At 63.2% G+C, this 15,939-nt stretch carries 14 protein-coding genes; 10 read left to right on the top strand and 4 right to left on the bottom strand.

What is annotated here, in order from left to right:
- Positions 1-442 precede the first annotated feature (442 nt).
- The 6 genes from dapC (at position 443) to cls (ending at position 6,685) form a co-directional block, all read left to right on the top strand.
- Entirely contained in the window at positions 443-1,660 is a 1,218-nt protein-coding gene (gene dapC, locus P3T17_RS03300; protein ID WP_429404679.1) for a succinyldiaminopimelate transaminase, read from the top strand.
- Positions 1,661-1,725: 65 nt separating this feature from the next.
- Positions 1,726-2,553, top strand: a complete 828-nt coding sequence (gene dapD, locus P3T17_RS03295; protein WP_074264268.1) for a 2,3,4,5-tetrahydropyridine-2,6-dicarboxylate N-succinyltransferase — start codon at positions 1,726-1,728, stop codon at positions 2,551-2,553.
- A complete protein-coding gene (locus P3T17_RS03290) occupies positions 2,553-2,918 on the top strand; it encodes an ArsC family reductase (RefSeq protein WP_429404677.1) in 366 nt (121 codons plus the stop codon). Before dapD ends, P3T17_RS03290 begins: the two co-directional genes overlap by 1 nt.
- A gap of 136 nt (positions 2,919-3,054) precedes the next feature.
- Entirely contained in the window at positions 3,055-4,194 is a 1,140-nt protein-coding gene (gene dapE / locus P3T17_RS03285) for a succinyl-diaminopimelate desuccinylase (protein ID WP_429404675.1), read from the top strand.
- A 36-nt stretch (positions 4,195-4,230) separates the two neighbouring features.
- Positions 4,231-5,115 carry a 50S ribosomal protein L3 N(5)-glutamine methyltransferase gene (gene prmB / locus P3T17_RS03280; protein WP_074264266.1) on the top strand — a complete coding sequence of 295 codons (885 nt, stop codon included), beginning with the start codon at positions 4,231-4,233 and terminating at the stop codon, positions 5,113-5,115.
- A 130-nt stretch (positions 5,116-5,245) separates the two neighbouring features.
- Positions 5,246-6,685 carry a cardiolipin synthase gene (cls, locus tag P3T17_RS03275; RefSeq protein ID WP_074264265.1) on the top strand — a complete coding sequence of 480 codons (1,440 nt, stop codon included), beginning with the start codon at positions 5,246-5,248 and terminating at the stop codon, positions 6,683-6,685.
- Between the two features lie 42 nt (positions 6,686-6,727).
- Here the strand turns inward: cls and P3T17_RS03270 are convergent, their stop codons facing one another.
- Positions 6,728-7,207: a glutathione peroxidase gene (locus tag P3T17_RS03270; RefSeq protein WP_429404673.1), complete on the bottom strand. Its 480-nt coding sequence runs from the start codon at positions 7,205-7,207 to the stop codon at positions 6,728-6,730.
- Between the two features lie 229 nt (positions 7,208-7,436).
- Here P3T17_RS03270 and P3T17_RS03265 point away from each other — a divergent pair, with 229 nt between their 5' ends.
- A complete protein-coding gene (locus P3T17_RS03265) occupies positions 7,437-9,407 on the top strand; it encodes an ATP-binding cassette domain-containing protein (protein ID WP_429404671.1) in 1,971 nt (656 codons plus the stop codon).
- 166 nt (positions 9,408-9,573) lie between these two features.
- Positions 9,574-10,641, top strand: a complete 1,068-nt coding sequence (locus tag P3T17_RS03260) for a CaiB/BaiF CoA transferase family protein (RefSeq protein WP_429405489.1) — start codon at positions 9,574-9,576, stop codon at positions 10,639-10,641.
- Between the two features lie 76 nt (positions 10,642-10,717).
- Here the strand turns inward: P3T17_RS03260 and P3T17_RS03255 are convergent, their stop codons facing one another.
- The 3 genes from P3T17_RS03255 to alr all read right to left on the bottom strand — a co-directional run bounded on the left by P3T17_RS03255 (position 10,718) and on the right by alr (position 13,578).
- Positions 10,718-10,981, bottom strand: a complete 264-nt coding sequence (locus tag P3T17_RS03255) for a DUF2866 domain-containing protein (protein WP_074264262.1) — start codon at positions 10,979-10,981, stop codon at positions 10,718-10,720.
- A 141-nt stretch (positions 10,982-11,122) separates the two neighbouring features.
- The gene (gene radA, locus P3T17_RS03250; protein WP_074266025.1) at positions 11,123-12,499 is read right to left on the bottom strand and encodes a DNA repair protein RadA; all 1,377 of its coding nucleotides are present in this window, start codon (positions 12,497-12,499) and stop codon (positions 11,123-11,125) included.
- A gap of 8 nt (positions 12,500-12,507) precedes the next feature.
- Entirely contained in the window at positions 12,508-13,578 is a 1,071-nt protein-coding gene (gene alr, locus P3T17_RS03245; RefSeq protein WP_074264261.1) for an alanine racemase, read from the bottom strand.
- 218 nt (positions 13,579-13,796) lie between these two features.
- Here alr and lplT point away from each other — a divergent pair, with 218 nt between their 5' ends.
- The gene (lplT, locus tag P3T17_RS03240; RefSeq protein ID WP_074264260.1) at positions 13,797-15,104 is read left to right on the top strand and encodes a lysophospholipid transporter LplT; all 1,308 of its coding nucleotides are present in this window, start codon (positions 13,797-13,799) and stop codon (positions 15,102-15,104) included.
- Between the two features lie 15 nt (positions 15,105-15,119).
- Entirely contained in the window at positions 15,120-15,926 is an 807-nt protein-coding gene (gene thiD, locus P3T17_RS03235) for a bifunctional hydroxymethylpyrimidine kinase/phosphomethylpyrimidine kinase (RefSeq protein ID WP_429404669.1), read from the top strand.
- Positions 15,927-15,939: the final 13 nt, after the last annotated feature.

Genomic DNA, 15,939 nt, shown 5'->3' with positions numbered 1-15,939 from the left:
CTTCTGCTCGCGCTCCGGCTCTGGCGTGGGCCGTTCGAGCACTGAACGGCGGCGGCCGGACGTCCTGCAAGACCCGATCTGTCCTCAACCGGGAGCGGCCTTGCCACCTGGGCGGACACCTGACCTGCCGCCTCGTACGTTAGCTGACCCGCCGCTTGAGCTGTCACCCGAACTGCCGCCTGAACTACCACCTGCATTCTGTCTCCCGGTATCTATTTGCGCGGCCGTCTGAGATAGGCCGCTTCGCCTGCAGTCTTCGCGCGCGGCGCCCGAGTGATCCAGCGGGGCCCGCCAGGCGCCAGGCCCGTCGCACCACGCTATAATCACCGATCCGCCGCCTGTGCCGTCATTTCACCGTCCCGATCGATGCGACGATGATTGCCGCCGCCGCGCGTGCCCCTCACCTGTCTCCGCCCGTTTTCGATCAGGCTCGATCCGCCAAGTGAACCCGCTACTCGACACCCTCCAGTCCTATCCGTTCGAAAAGCTGCGTCTGCTTTTCAAGGACGTCACGCCGCCAGCCGCTCTCTCGCACATCAGCTTCGGCATTGGCGAACCGAAACATCCGACCCCGGCGCTGATCCGCGACGCGGTGATCGCTTCGCTCGGCGGCCTGGCGGTGTATCCGGCCACGCTCGGTTCACCGGCGTTGCGCGAGTCGATTGCGAACTGGATCACGCAGCGCTACAACCTGCCGCCCGTCGATCCGGCCACTGAAGTGCTGCCGGTTGCCGGCTCCCGCGAGGCCTTGTTTGCGCTCGCGCAGACCGTGATCGACCCGAAGCGAAACGCAACGGGCGAGCCCGCGATCGTACTCTGCCCGAACCCGTTCTACCAGATCTACGAAGGCGCAGCTTTGCTGGCCGGCGCGCAGCCGTATTTCGTCAACAGCGATCCGGCCCGCAATTTCGCCTGTGATTATTCGGCCGTGCCAGCCGACATCTGGGCACGCACGCAACTGCTCTACGTCTGTTCGCCGGGCAACCCGACCGGCGCGGTGCTGACGCTCGAGGACTGGCGCGAACTGTTTGCACTGTCCGACCGTTATGGCTTCGTGATTGCCTCCGACGAGTGCTACTCGGAAATCTATTTCGACGAAGCCAAACCGCCGCTTGGCGCGCTCGAGGCAGCGCACAAGCTGGGCCGCGGCTTCGAGCGCATCGTGATGCTCTCGAGCCTGTCGAAGCGCTCTAACGTGCCGGGCATGCGCTCGGGCTTCGTCGCCGGCGACGCGGCGATCCTCAAGCAGTTCCTGCTATACCGGACATACCACGGCGCCGCCTTGTCGACCGTGTACCAGACTGCGAGTATCGCGGCCTGGAACGACGAGACGCATGTGCGCGAGAACCGCGCGAAATACGTGCAGAAATTTGCCACCGTTACGCCGATGATTGCCGACGTGCTCGACGTGCGCCTGCCCGATGCCGCCTTCTACCTGTGGTGCAATGTAGCGCGCACTGGCCTGACGGATACCGAGTTCGCCCAGCGTCTCTACGCCGACTATAATGTGACGGTTCTGCCGGGCTCGTACCTCGCGCGCACTGCGCACGACACGAACCCCGGCCGCAATTTCGTGCGCCTCGCGCTGGTCGCCGATGTCGACGAGTGTACGGAAGGCGCGCAGCGGATCGTCGATTTTTGCCATGCGTTCGCGCGCTAAACGCGCCCGGCATGCAGCCCCTCTTCCTCAGACTTCAACTCTTTAATCCTCGATAAGCCACGAATATGTCGCAACAACTTCAGCAGATCATCGATACCGCCTGGGAAAACCGCGCAGACCTGTCGCCGAAGGCCGCCCCCGCCGACGTGCGTGAGGCCGTCGCACACGCCATCGAGCAACTCGACAAGGGTCTGCTGCGCGTCGCCGAAAAGAAAAACGGCGAATGGGTCGTCAATCAATGGCTGAAGAAAGCGGTGCTGCTATCGTTCCGTCTGGAAGACAACGCGCCGATGCCGGCTGGTGGCTATTCGCAGTTCTACGACAAGGTGCCCTCGAAGTTTGCGAACTACACCGCTGAAGACTTCGCCGCCGGCGGCTTCCGCGTGGTGCCGCCCGCCATCGCGCGCCGTGGCTCGTTCATCGCCAAGAACGTCGTGCTGATGCCGTCGTACACCAACATCGGCGCATACGTCGACGAAGGGACGATGGTCGATACGTGGGCCACCGTCGGCTCGTGTGCGCAGATCGGCAAGAACGTTCACCTGTCGGGTGGCGTGGGCATCGGCGGCGTGCTGGAGCCGCTGCAGGCCAACCCGGTCATCATCGAAGACAACTGCTTTATCGGCGCACGCTCGGAAGTCGTGGAAGGCGTGATCGTCGAAGAAAACTCGGTGATCTCGATGGGCGTGTACCTCGGCCAGAGCACCAAGATTTACGACCGAGAAACCGGCGAAGTCACGTATGGCCGCATCCCGGCAGGTTCGGTGGTGGTGGCCGGCAACCTGCCGTCGAAGGACGGCTCGCATAGCCTCTACTGCGCGGTGATCGTCAAGAAGGTCGACGCGAAAACGCGCGCCAAGGTCGGTCTCAACGAGTTGCTGCGAGGCGATTGATGGCACGCGCCAACAAGACTGTCGTCTACGGCATCCCGAACTGCGACACCGTGAAGAAAGCCCGCGTGTGGCTGGAAGAGCACGGCGTCGAGTTCGAGTTTCACGATTTCAAGAAGGCCGGCGTCACCGCACCGCTCGTGCAGGACTGGCTCAAAGACGTCAAGCTCGACGCCTTGCTGAACCGGCGCGGTACGACATGGCGTGGTCTGTCGGACGACATGAAGGTCGCCGCGGACACGGAGTCGGGCGCGATTGCGTTGATGATCCACAAGCCTTCGGTGATCAAGCGGCCGGTGGTCGTGGTCAACGGGCGAGTCAAGACGCTCGGTTTTTCTGCGGAAGAGTACGAGACGTTGTTCGGCTGAGGTTGTTTTTTCGCCTGAGCGTTGACGAACGGACGCCCGTGACCTCTGGCGCCGCATGCACAAGAAGCTGTTGCCGGCTGCGGCGGTTCACTCGCAGCCGGCATTTTTTCATTTCAAAGTGGCTAGTACTGAATCCATGTCCGGCACCCTTGCCCTTACCGAACAACTGATCGCGCGCGCTTCCGTTACGCCCGACGACCAGCATTGCCAGCGCATCCTGATCGAGCGCCTCGCGGCGCTCGGCTTCGAGTGCGAGACCATCGAATCGCATGGCGTGACGAACCTCTGGGCTGTCAAACGCGGCGTCGACGGCACGCGCGGCAAGCTGCTCGTGTTCGCCGGCCACACCGACGTGGTGCCGACCGGCCCTCTCGAACAATGGAGCTCGCCGCCCTTCGAGCCGACCCATCGCGACGGCATGCTCTACGGACGCGGTGCGGCTGACATGAAGACCTCGATTGCAGGCTTCGTGGTGGCAAGCGAAGAGTTCGTGGCGGCGCATCCGGCGCATCGCGGCTCGATCGCGTTTCTGATTACGAGCGACGAGGAAGGTCCCGCCACCGACGGCACCGTGAAGGTCGTCGAAGCGCTGAAGGAGCGTGGCGAGCGACTCGACTACTGCATCGTGGGCGAGCCGACTTCGAGCGCACAGTTCGGCGACATGGTGAAGAACGGCCGGCGCGGCTCGATGTCCGGCAAGCTCACGGTCAAAGGTGTGCAAGGGCATATCGCCTATCCGCATCTGGCGAAGAACCCGGTGCATCTGCTGGCGCCCGCGCTGGCGGAACTCGTGGCCGAGCGCTGGGACGATGGCAACGAATACTTCCCGCCCACCACATGGCAGGTGTCGAACATCCACAGCGGCACGGGCGCGAGCAACGTGATTCCGGGCCACGCGGAGGTAATGTTCAACTTCCGTTTTTCGACAGCGAGCACGGTTGAAGGGCTGCAAAGCCGCGTGCACGCCATCCTCGACAAACACGGTCTCGAATACGATCTGCAATGGTCGGTGAGCGGTCTGCCGTTCCTGACACCGCGCGGCGACCTGTCGAACGCACTCGCCAAGGCAATCAAGGACGAAACCGGCGTAAGCACCGAACTGTCGACCACGGGTGGCACCTCCGACGGCCGTTTCATTGCCCGCATCTGCGAACAGGTGGTCGAGTTCGGCCCGCTGAACGCCACCATCCACAAGATCGACGAGCATATCGACGTCTCCCATATCGAGCCGCTCAAGAACGTGTACCGGCGCGTACTCGAACAACTGATCGCTTAAGCCGCTTAACCCAGGCCCGCCAAGGACACCCCCGCGATGACGCTCCCGTTTTCCACCGTCCGCGATCTGCTGCGTTTCGCAGTGACGCGCTTTAACCAGGCCGAACTGTCGTTCGGCCACGTGTCGGCCAACGCTTACGACGAAGCCGCCTACCTCGTGCTGCACTCGCTGCATCTGCCGCTGGATCTGCTCGAGCCGTTTCTCGATGCGAAGCTGACCGCGGCGGAAATCGACGCCGTGTTGAGCGTGATCGAGCGCCGTGCCGCCGAACGCGTGCCGGCCGCCTACATCACGCAGGAAGCGTGGATGCATGGTTTCCGTTTCCACGTGGACGAACGCGTGATCGTGCCGCGCTCGTTCATCGGAGAACTGCTGCAGGACGGCTTGCAGCCGTATGTCGAAGATCCCGAGCAGGTCGGCGCGGTGCTTGAGTTGTGCACCGGTTCCGGGTGCCTCGCGATTCTCGCCGCGCATGCATTCCCGAACGCCGATATCGACGCCGTCGATCTGTCGAAGCCAGCGCTCGAAGTGGCGACGCGCAATGTCGACGAGTACAAGCTCGACGATCGCATTGCCCTGTTTGAAGGCGACCTGTTCGAACCGTTGCCTGAGCGCCGCTACGATGTGATCATCGCCAATCCGCCGTACGTCAACGCGGAGTCCATGGCGACGCTGCCGGCCGAGTACCGGCATGAACCGGAGATGGCGCTGGCGGGCGGCGCGGACGGCATGGACATCGTGCGCCGGATTATTGGCGAGGCACGCAACTGGCTGACCGAGGATGGCGTGCTGGTGATCGAGATCGGCAACGAGCGCGCGAATGTGGAAGCGGCGTTTGGCGGCCTCGACCTCGTCTGGCTGTCGACCAGCGCCGGAGACGACAACGTGTTTCTGATTCAGGCGGCTGATCTGCCGGGGTAATTTGCCCGGAACAGCAAAGAATCCACCGAACCCGACCGCAAGGCGAACGGGTTCGGTAAGATGAGCGCGATCGACTTCCCTGCCCTCATGCCGAACCATCGGGAAGCGCATAAAAATTCCCCGCGCGCCTATGCAATTCGACCTCCTTCATATCGCACCGCTCGTCCTTCTCGCCCATCTGCTGGGCGTGATCGCGGCGTGCCATGCCATTCTCAACACGCGTACCTCCCAGGGCGCGGTGGCATGGGCGGTATCGCTGGTAGCCATGCCGTACCTGACGGTAGTGCCTTACCTGTTCCTCGGACGCAGCAAGTTCCGCGGTTACGCCGACGCGCGCCGTATCGAAAACGAGTCACTGCGCACCCAGGCCCATCCCCACGCGTGGGACGAGCAGGCCTCGTCAGCCGGGCGGCCAACCGACGAGCTCGGCCCCCGGCTCGTAAGCTCGCTGACGCGTCTGGGCGGCATGCCATTCCTGCCTGGCAACTCCGTGCGCACGCTGGTGAACGGCGAGGCAACCTTTGCCGCGATCCTCGAAGCCATCGACCAGGCACGCAGCTACATCGTCGTGCAGTTCTTCATCGTGCGCGACGATTCGCTCGGCGAGATGCTGAAGGACGCGCTGCTCGCCAAAGCAGCACAAGGTGTGCGCATCTATTTTCTCTACGACAGCATCGGCAGCTTCGATCTGCCGCACAGCTATGTGGCCAGGCTACGGGCCGGTGGCGTCGAAGTGCATCCGTTCGCCACCAACCGGCGCTTCGTCAACCGCTTCCAGCTCAACTTCCGCAATCACCGCAAGATCGTCTCGGTGGACGGCGAGCGAGCGTTTGTCGGCGGACATAACGTCGGCGTGGAATATCTCGGCGCCAAGCCACCGCTTTCGCCGTGGCGCGATACGCATATCGAGGTGCGCGGGCCGGTGGTCGCCAGCATCCAGTTCGTGTTCACGGAAGACTGGTACTGGGCCACCCAGACGCTCCCGCCGCTCGATATGCCGTCTTACGAAGCGACCGATGAGGGCATGCATTGCATCGTCATGCCTACCGGTCCCGCCGACAAGCAGGAAACCTGTTCGCTATTCTTCGTCGAAGCAATCAACGCGGCGCGCGAGCGGATCTGGATCACCACGCCTTATCTCGTGCCAGACGAAGCGGTGTTTTCAGCACTGCGGCTCGCGGTGCTGCGCGGCGTGGACGTGCGCATCCTGATTCCGAGCCGGCGCGACCACTACGTCGTGTTCGAAGCATCAAAGCTCTATGCCTACGACTCGGTCAACGCCGGCATCCGCATCTTCCGCTACCGGCCTGGCTTCCTGCATCAGAAGGTGGTGCTGATCGATACGGTCGCCGCGGCAATCGGCAGCGCGAATCTCGACAACCGCTCGTTCCGGTTGAACTTCGAGATCATGGTGCTGACCGTGGACCGCGGCTTCGCCACCGAAGTCGAAGCGATGCTCACGCGCGATTTCGCCGAATCCTACGAGATCGACCGTAACGAGTACCGCCAGGCGCCTGCATTCAGACGCGTGACGATGCACGTTGCAAGGTTGTTCTCGCCGATTCTTTAGGAGCCGGGATCGCCTGTGTTGCGCAGGCGCCGCCGCCCGCCCCTAAAGCAGCTTTTCGATCTCGCCGGTGATCGATTCGGGTTTGGTCACAGGCGCATAGCGTTTGACGACCGTGCCATCACGGCTCACCAGAAACTTGGTGAAATTCCACTTGATACCCTCTAGCCCCAGCAGACCGGGCGCCTCACCGGTCAGATAGCGGTACAGCGGGTGCGCGTTGGCACCGTTCACGTCGATCTTGTCGAACATCGGGAAGCTCACGCCGTAGTTCTTCTCGCAGAAGCTGCCGATCTGCGTTGCGTCACCTGGCTCCTGTTTGCCGAACTGGTTGCACGGGAAGCCGAGAATCTCGAAGTCGCGCCCCGCGTAGGTTTCGTACAGTTTCTGGAGTCCCGCATATTGCGGAGTGAAGCCGCATTCGCTCGCCGTATTGACGATCAGCAGCACCTTGCCGCTATATCGGTCAAGGCTCACTTCCTCGCCGCCGAGCGTGCGCGCCGAGAACGAATAAATTGACGTCATGGTCCCCTCCGTTGTCGACCGGATTCTAGCGCTTCAGATGCCCCCCGAGTTCGCTCTTTAGCGCGCTACTCCGGTCCCATGCAAAGCGCTGACTCCAGTCCCATGCAACATAGTGGTGAAAGGCGTCAGTCTAAGCTAAAACCCCCACTGGCACAGTTAGCCGAATGGCCGATGCCTGGCTCGCCTCCGGCGGTCTAAAATAGCGTTTTTTCCAAGCCGGCCCCTCTTAGTGATCCGCTTTAACCAGTTCAGTCTCGCGCGCGGCACCAAGCCGCTCTTCGAACAAACCACCTTCACCCTGAACCCCGGCGAGAAAGCCGGGCTGGTCGGGGCGAACGGCGCGGGCAAGTCGACCCTGTTTGCCGTGCTGCTCGGCGAACTGCACGCGGACGGCGGCGACTTTTCCATGCCACCCGCCTGGCAGATCGCCCATGTGGCGCAGGAAACCCCCGCCGTCGACAAGACCGCGCTCGCCTACACGCTGGACGGCGACGCCGCGCTGCGCGCCATCGAGGCAGCGATTGCTGCCGCCTCGGCCGCACACGACGGGGCCGCGGAAGGCGAAGCACACGCGGCCTTTGCCGACGCCGACGGCTATACCGCCCCGGCGCGCGCCGAAGCGCTGCTGCTTGGCCTGGGCTTCACGCTCGAGCAGACGCGCTTGCCGGTGACAAGCTTCTCCGGCGGCTGGCGCATGCGCCTGAACCTGGCTCAGGCGCTGATGTGCCGCTCCGACCTGCTGCTGCTCGACGAGCCGACCAACCACCTGGACCTCGACGCCATCGTCTGGCTCGAAGACTGGCTGCATCGCTATCCGGGCACGCTGATCGTGATTTCGCACGACCGGGAATTTCTCGATTCGGTCTGCAATGTCACGCTGCATCTGGAGCAACAGCAGATCAAGCGCTACGGCGGCAACTATTCGCAGTTCGAAATCCTGCGCGCCCAGCAGATCGCCCTGCAGCAAAGCGCGTATGAGAAGCAGCGGCGCACAGTCGAACATCTGCAGAGCTACATCAACCGCTTCAAGGCGCAGGCTACCAAGGCACGCCAGGCGCAGAGCCGGGTGAAGGCACTTGAAAAGATGGAACTGATCGCGCCGGCCCATGCTTCATCGCCGTTCACGTTCGAGTTCCGTACACCTGACTCCGCCCCCAACCCGATGATGGTGATGGAGAGCGTGCGCTGCGGCTATCGCAACGAAAGCGGCGAGATTCCGATTGTCGAGCACGTCACGCTGTCGATCCAGAACGGCCAGCGCATCGGCCTGCTCGGCGCGAACGGCCAGGGTAAATCGACGCTCATCAAGACGCTCGCGGGCACGCTCGAAGCGCTCGGCGGCGACGTTCGCGAAGGCAAGGGGCTGCGCATCGGCTACTTCGCGCAGCATCAACTCGAAACGCTGCGCCCGCAAGACTCGGCGCTGCAGCATCTGGCCCGGCTTGCGCCCGACACGCGAGAGCAGGAGTTGCGCGACTACCTCGGCGGCTTCAACTTCTCCGGGGAAATGGCGACTGCCGCGATCGCACCGTTTTCGGGCGGCGAGAAAGCGCGTCTCGCGCTGGCGTTGGTTATCTGGCAAAAGCCGAATCTGCTGCTGCTCGACGAACCGACCAATCACCTGGATCTGGAAACGCGTCACGCGTTGACCATGGCGCTTGCCCAGTTCGAAGGCACGCTAATCCTCGTCTCGCACGATCGCCACCTGTTGCGCGCTACCACCGATCAATTCATGCTGGTGGCGAAACACCGGCTGCAACCGTTCGACGGCGACCTCGACGATTACCGCGACTGGCTGCTGCAGCATGCTGCCGAACAGCGCGCCGCGCTGAAGGCCGGGAGTGCCGGCAACGCGGCAGGCGCAGCGAATAGCGGCAGTGGCAGCAATAGCGGCAATGGCGAAGACAACGCTGCAAACCGCAAGGAGCAGCGCCGTCAGGACGCCGAAACGCGCCAGAAGCTCTCGCAGCTGAAAAAGCCGCTGCAGAATCGCATTGGCAAGATCGAAAAGGAAATGGACGCGCTGAACGCCGAAAAAGCGACGCTGGATGCGTTCGTCGCGGATCCGGCGAGTTACGATCCTGAACAGAAGACCAGGCTGACGGAGGCGATCCGCCGTCAGGCGGATGTGAATGCGCGCCTCGAAGCGCTCGAAGCCGAATGGCTCGATACTCACGAGGAACTTGAACAGATCGGATGAGGACGCTGCGCTGGGCGCGCCGGCTTCAGAATAAGCGCCCCGCCCTGTCGCTTCGCGCTAGTCCCCGGGGGCGCGCTCCCTAAGGGGACTTACTGCGGGGCGGCAAACTTTGGGTGGTCTGGCGTTTTCCAGAGAGAGGAGGTTGGCATTGACGTCTCCCGCTGCATTGCATGGCCTGCGCGTCCTTGACCTGACGCGCCTGCTGCCCGGCCCGGTCGCGGCTCTGCGTCTGGCGGAAATGGGCGCGGATGTGCTGAAGATCGAAGCCCCGGGCGCCGGAGACCCGACGCGCACGATGCTGCAGGCCTCGAGCGACCGGGTCGCCGGCCGTCCCGGTGCCTTCTATCGCATGGTCAACCGCGGCAAGCGCGAGACGCGTCTCGACCTCAAGTCGGAAGCGGGACGCACCGTACTGCGCGCGCTGGCCCGGGAAGCCGACGTGCTGATCGAGAGCTTCCGGCCGGGCGTGATGGACCGGCTGGACATCGGCTACGACAATCTGAGCGTGCTCAATCCGAAGCTCGTCTACTGCGCTATCACCGGCTACGGTTCGACGGGCCCATTCGCCCGTCAGGCCGGCCACGATCTGAATTACGTCAGCTACGCAGGCGTCCTCGAGCAACTGGCGGCCCGCGACGGCGTACCGATCCTGCCGAACTTCCAGATTGCCGATCTGCTGGGCGGTGCCGCAAGCGCGGTCGAGCAGATTCTCGCGGCGCTGTGGCAGGTGGCGCGTGGCGGCAACGGCCGCTTCGTCGACGTATCGATGACACACGCCACCCACGCGAACAACTTCCTCGCCCGTGTCTCGCTCGCCAACGACGGCGCCGCGCCGCCAGCCGGCGGTGGTCTGCTCAACGGTGGTGTGGCCTGCTACAACCTGTATCGGACGCAGGACGGCCGCTGGCTCGCGGTTGGAGCGCTCGAACTCAAGTTCTGGGAAACGCTGTGCCACGCGCTTGATCGTCCGGAATGGGCGTATCGGCATTGGAGCGTGGGGCAGGCCATCGGCGGACCCGATGCGCTCGCGTTGATACAGGACATGACCACCCTGATCGCTGGCCGCCCGCTGGAAGATTGGGTGCGCTTGCTGGAGCCGCTCGATTGCTGTGTGTCACCGGTGCTGACGCCAGCGGAGGCAGCCCAACATCCGCTATTCAATCCCGAAGCGGAACCGAGCGCGGACGAAGAAGCCAGTGAGGCGGCCGATGACGGAGACGGGCTGTCAGGCTAAAGGCGAATCAAATCGCGGGCCTCAGGCACAGGTCCAGCTCAGGCAGCACCCAGCTCCCGCCCCCGCCCCGCCGCATCTAACGCCGCGGCAAAGTCTGACGTGGCGCCCGTTCGTCGTCGTACAACATGTATTTCCGTCCCTCGACGTGACGGTCGATGGTGGCACGCACTTCATCCGCGGTGACGTTTTCAGCCACGACGCGGCGCGAAATCTGGCCCGTGGTGTCGATCCATTCGACGATCCGGCACGCGCCACCCCAAGGCTGGCGGATGGGCGCAGACACGCGGCAACCGCGGACTTGCATGGGACGCTCGGGCACTGTTTCGTGAGACTGTTTCAAGGCGCGATCCTTTTCCGCTCAAGAGGGATGGCAGACCTGACCAGCTTAGGGAATACGAGTGTTGCGTGGGTTACATCCAATACGCGGTTATTTACGGAGCATTACGCGGCGCCTGCTGCAAAAATGCTCCGCAAACGACGCCTACTCTAGCGTTCTGATACGGTCGATAGCCTGTTCGAGCCGGTCTACCGCAATAACCTGTAAGCCGTCGATCGGCTGTTTCGGCGCATTCGCCTTAGGAATCAACGCGATCGAGAAGCCCAGCTTGGCCGCTTCCTTGAGGCGGTCCTGGCCGCGCGGCGAGGGCCGGATCTCTCCGGCGAGCCCCACTTCGCCGAACACGATCAAACCCTTGGGTAGCGGTTTGTTACGCATCGACGAATGAATCGCCAGCAGCACCGCGAGGTCCGCCGCTGGCTCCGTGATCTTGACGCCGCCCACGGCGTTCAGAAAGACGTCCTGATCGAAGCAGGCAATCCCGGCGTGCCGATGCAGCACCGCCAGCAGCATCGCCAGACGGTTCTGTTCCAGCCCCACCGCGAGGCGGCGTGGGTTCGGCACATTGGCCGCATCCACCAGCGCCTGCACTTCGACGAGCAGCGGCCGCGAGCCTTCCTGCGTCACCAGCACGCACGAGCCCGGCACGACCTGCTCGTGCTGCGAGAGAAACAGCGCCGACGGATTTGCCACGCCGCGCAGTCCGCGCTCGGTCATGGCGAACACACCGAGTTCGTTGACTGCGCCGAAGCGGTTCTTGAACGCGCGCACGAGGCGGAACGACGAATGCGTATCGCCTTCGAAATACAGCACGGTGTCGACGATATGCTCGAGCACTCGCGGGCCCGCCAGATTGCCTTCCTTGGTCACGTGGCCGACCATGATGATCGCGGTGCCGGATTGTTTGGCAATCCGCGTCAATTGCGCCGCGCATTCGCGCACCTGCGCGACCGAGCCTGGTGCCGACGTGAGCGCCTCGGAGTAGACCGTCTGGATAGAATCGATCACGGCGACCTCAGGCCGTTCGCTTTCGATGGTCGCCTGGATTTTTTCGAGCTGGATCTCGGCGAGCAGTCTGAGTTCACTGGCCTTGGAGCCGGGATCGAGCAGCGAAAGCCGTTGCGCCCGCAACGCAATCTGCGCAGCCGATTCTTCGCCGCTGATATAAAGCGCGCGCCGCTCGTGGGCGATTTCCCCGAGCGACTGCAGCAACAAGGTCGATTTGCCGATTCCAGGATCGCCACCGATCAGCACCACCCCGCCCGGCACCAGGCCGCCGCCCAGCACGCGATCGAATTCGCTGACGCCGGTCGAAAAGCGCGGCACGTCCGACGCCTCGATATCCGCGAGGCGCTGCACTGGGGCACTTTTGGCGAGCGACTGGAAACGGTGCGCGGACGGCGACTCGGCCACCGTCTCCACCAGCGTATTCCATGCATGACATGCCGGGCACTGGCCCTGCCACTTGGGCGCCTGCCCGCCACATTCGGTGCAGGTGTACATCGTCTTCGGTTTAGCCACGCGCCCGCCTATTCCGCTCGCACCGGCACGCGCGGCGCCACCGCACACATCAGCTCGTAGCCAATCGTGCCGCACGCCTTGGCGACGTCGTCGATCGGCAGTGCGTTGCCCCACAACTCGACGCGCGAACCGACACCGGCCGTCGGGCACGGCGTCAGGTCGACGGTCAGCATATCCATCGACACCCGGCCGACGACCCGTGTCCGTATCCCATCGACGATCACCGGCGTGCCATCCGGCGCAACTCGCGGATAGCCGTCCGCATAACCGCACGCCACCACGCCGATGCGCATCGGGCTGCGCGCCTTGAAAATCGAGCCATAACCGACGGTCTGGCCCTCGGCGACGTTCTGCACCGCGATCAGCTCCGAGGCGAGCGTCATGGCGGGTTGCAGTCCCGTACCCTCGATCGCAGCGGTGAAGCCCGACGGTGAAGCACCGTACAGAATGATGCCCGGGCGCACCCAGTCGAAATGCGACGACGGGTGCCATAGCGTGGCCGCCGAGTTGGCGAGGCTGCGAGCCCCCGCGATGCCCTGCGCGCCGCGCTCGAACGTGTCCATCTGATGGGCGACGCCGCGGTCGCTGTCAGCGTCCGAGAAATGCGTCATCAGCGTAATCTGACCCACTCCCTGACACGCACGCGCCCTCTCCCACGCCGCCCGGAACCGCTCCGGCGTATAGCCGAGGCGATTCATGCCGCTATTCATTTTCAGCTGGATATTGACGGGTTTAGACAGGCGCGCCATTTCCAGCATGCGCAACTGTTCGTCCGAATGCAGCGCCGTGCTGAGGCTGTAACGATCGATCACATCAATGTCGGTGGGGCGAAAAAAGCCTTCGAGCAAAAGAATTGGCCCGGCCCAGCCCAATTCACGCAACTTCACGGCTTCTTCGAGGTCGAGCAATCCAAAGCCGTCCGTTGCGCGTAAACCGGGAAAGGCTCTTGCGAGGCCATGTCCGTACGCATTGGCTTTGACGACAGCCCAGATTTTCGAATTTGGGGCATAACGACGGACGACGGCGAGGTTATTGGCGAGCGCTGCGGTGTGAATCGTGGCTGAGAGGGGGCGCGGCATGGGATGTTTTCGTAAAGACGCTTGCGAATCAGGAGCTTACAGTGCGTTTTCAGCGCTCAGGAGCCCGCTGGGCGGTGCGATCAAGGATTCTGCTAGTCCGAATCCAGCTATTTTCGTGATATAAAGCCGTGCGCACAACCCATTTCGAACGGCATAAGCCCGGACGCCTTGCACACGGCCGGGGCGGACAGACCGCAGCGAGGACAGCATCGCATCAGATGAAAAAAGGTTTTTACACCATCATGGCCGCGCAGTTTTTTTCGTCGCTGGCCGACAATGCGCTTCTGATCGCTGCAATTGCACTGCTGAAAGATCTTCACGCCCCAAACTGGATGACGCCGCTGCTCAAGTTGTTCTTTGTGCTGTCGTACGTCGTCCTCGCTGCCTTCGTCGGCGCCTTCGCCGATTCGCGTCCGAAAGGGCGTGTCATGTTCGTCACCAATACCATCAAGGTGGTCGGCTGCTTCACGATGCTGATCGGCGCGCATCCATTGATTGCGTACGGTATCGTCGGCTTTGGAGCAGCGGCCTACTCGCCCGCCAAATACGGCATCCTCACCGAACTGCTGCCGCCTGACCGCCTCGTCGCCGCCAACGGCTGGATTGAAGGCACCACGGTCGGTTCGATCATTCTTGGCACCGTATTAGGCGGTGCGTTGATCAGCCCGCATATCGCCTCGCACATTCTCAAGCACCACATTCCGACCGTCGACACGCCAGCCGAAGCGGCCATGCTGGTGATCATGGCGATCTACGTGGTCGCCGCACTCTTCAATCTGCGCATTCCCGACACCGGTGCCCGCTATCCGAAACAGGAGAGAGGCCCAGTCAAGCTCGTCACCGATTTTGCGGACTGCTTCCTGATTCTCTGGCACGACAAGCTGGGACAGATATCGCTCGCGGTCACCACGCTGTTCTGGGGTGCCGGCGCGACGCTGCAGTTCATCGTGCTGAAGTGGGCCGAAGTGTCGCTCGGCATGTCGTTGTCCGAAGGCGCGATCCTGCAGGCGGTCGTGGCCGTCGGCGTGGCAGCGGGCGCGATCTTCGCGGCCTCGCGCGTGCCGCTCAAGAAGTCCCTTTCGGTATTGCCGGTCGGCATCGCGATGGGCATCGCGGTGATGATGATGGCCTTCTATACGCGCAACCTGTTTCCCGCTCATTGGGGCTTTTACTTCGGCCATATGCACGTGTCGGGCTATCTGATCCTTGCGTATATTTTCCTGATGATCGTTGGCGGCCTGTCGGGATTTTTCGTGGTACCGATGAATGCGCTGTTGCAGCATCGCGGCCACGTGCTGCTTTCCGCGGGTCACTCTATCGCTGTGCAAAACTTCAACGAAAACCTCTCGGTGCTCGTAATGCTGTGCCTGTACGCGGTGCTGGTGTGGCTCGACGTGCCGGTGTCGGCGGTTATCGTGCTGTTCGGCACCTTCGTGTGCGTGATGATGTGGTTCGTGATGCGGCGCCACCAGGCGAACCAGCGCGCGTTCGACTCGGTCGCGCTGATCGGCGAAGTGAAACACTGACGCAGCAGCACTTTCATGACTCAACGGATTCCCAACGTCCTGACGATCGCCGGCTCCGACTCCGGCGGCGGCGCCGGCATTCAGGCCGACCTCAAAGCCTTTTCGGCGCTCGGTGCCTACGGCGCGAGCGTGATTACCGCGCTGACGGCGCAAAACACACGCGGCGTGACGGCGATTCATACGCCCGAGCCGGCATTCGTCACGGCGCAACTCGACGCGGTCTTCGACGATATCCGCATCGACGCGGTGAAGATCGGCATGCTAGCGAACGCCCAGGTGGCGCGGGCTGTCGCCGAGGCGCTACGGCGGCATCGGCCGAAGCACGTCGTGCTCGATACCGTGATGATCTCCAAGAGCAATCACGCGCTGCTGTTACCCGACGCGGTGGCCGTGGTGCGCGACGAGTTGCTGCCGCTCGCCGACCTGCTGACGCCGAATCTGCCGGAAGCGGCTGCCTTACTGGGCCTTACCGCTGCCATCGACGAAGCAGGCATGATCGAACAAGGCGAAGCGTTGCGGGCGCTCGGCGCCCGCGCAGTGCTGATGAAAGGCGGCCATCTCGCGGCTTCCGACAGCCCGGACTGGCTCGTGCAGGAGTCGGGCACGCTGCGACTCGGCGCGCGGCGCGTGCCGGTGACGAACACGCATGGGACCGGCTGCACGCTGTCATCGGCGATTGCGGCGCTGATCCCGCAGCGCGACGACCTCGCGGGTGCTGTAGCGGATGCGAAGGCGTATCTGACCGGCGCGCTTGAGGCCAGCGATCAACTCGACGTCGGCCGTGGCGTCGGGCCCGTGCATCATTTTTATCGCTGGTGGTGAGTTGAGCCGGCCG

Source organism: Paraburkholderia sp. GAS82 (genome assembly GCF_050436285.1).
Classification (GTDB): Bacteria; Pseudomonadota; Gammaproteobacteria; order Burkholderiales; family Burkholderiaceae; genus Paraburkholderia; species Paraburkholderia phenazinium_B.
The sequence above is the reverse complement of the archived record's forward strand: the minus strand, read 5'-3'. Positions and strand labels throughout refer to the sequence as shown.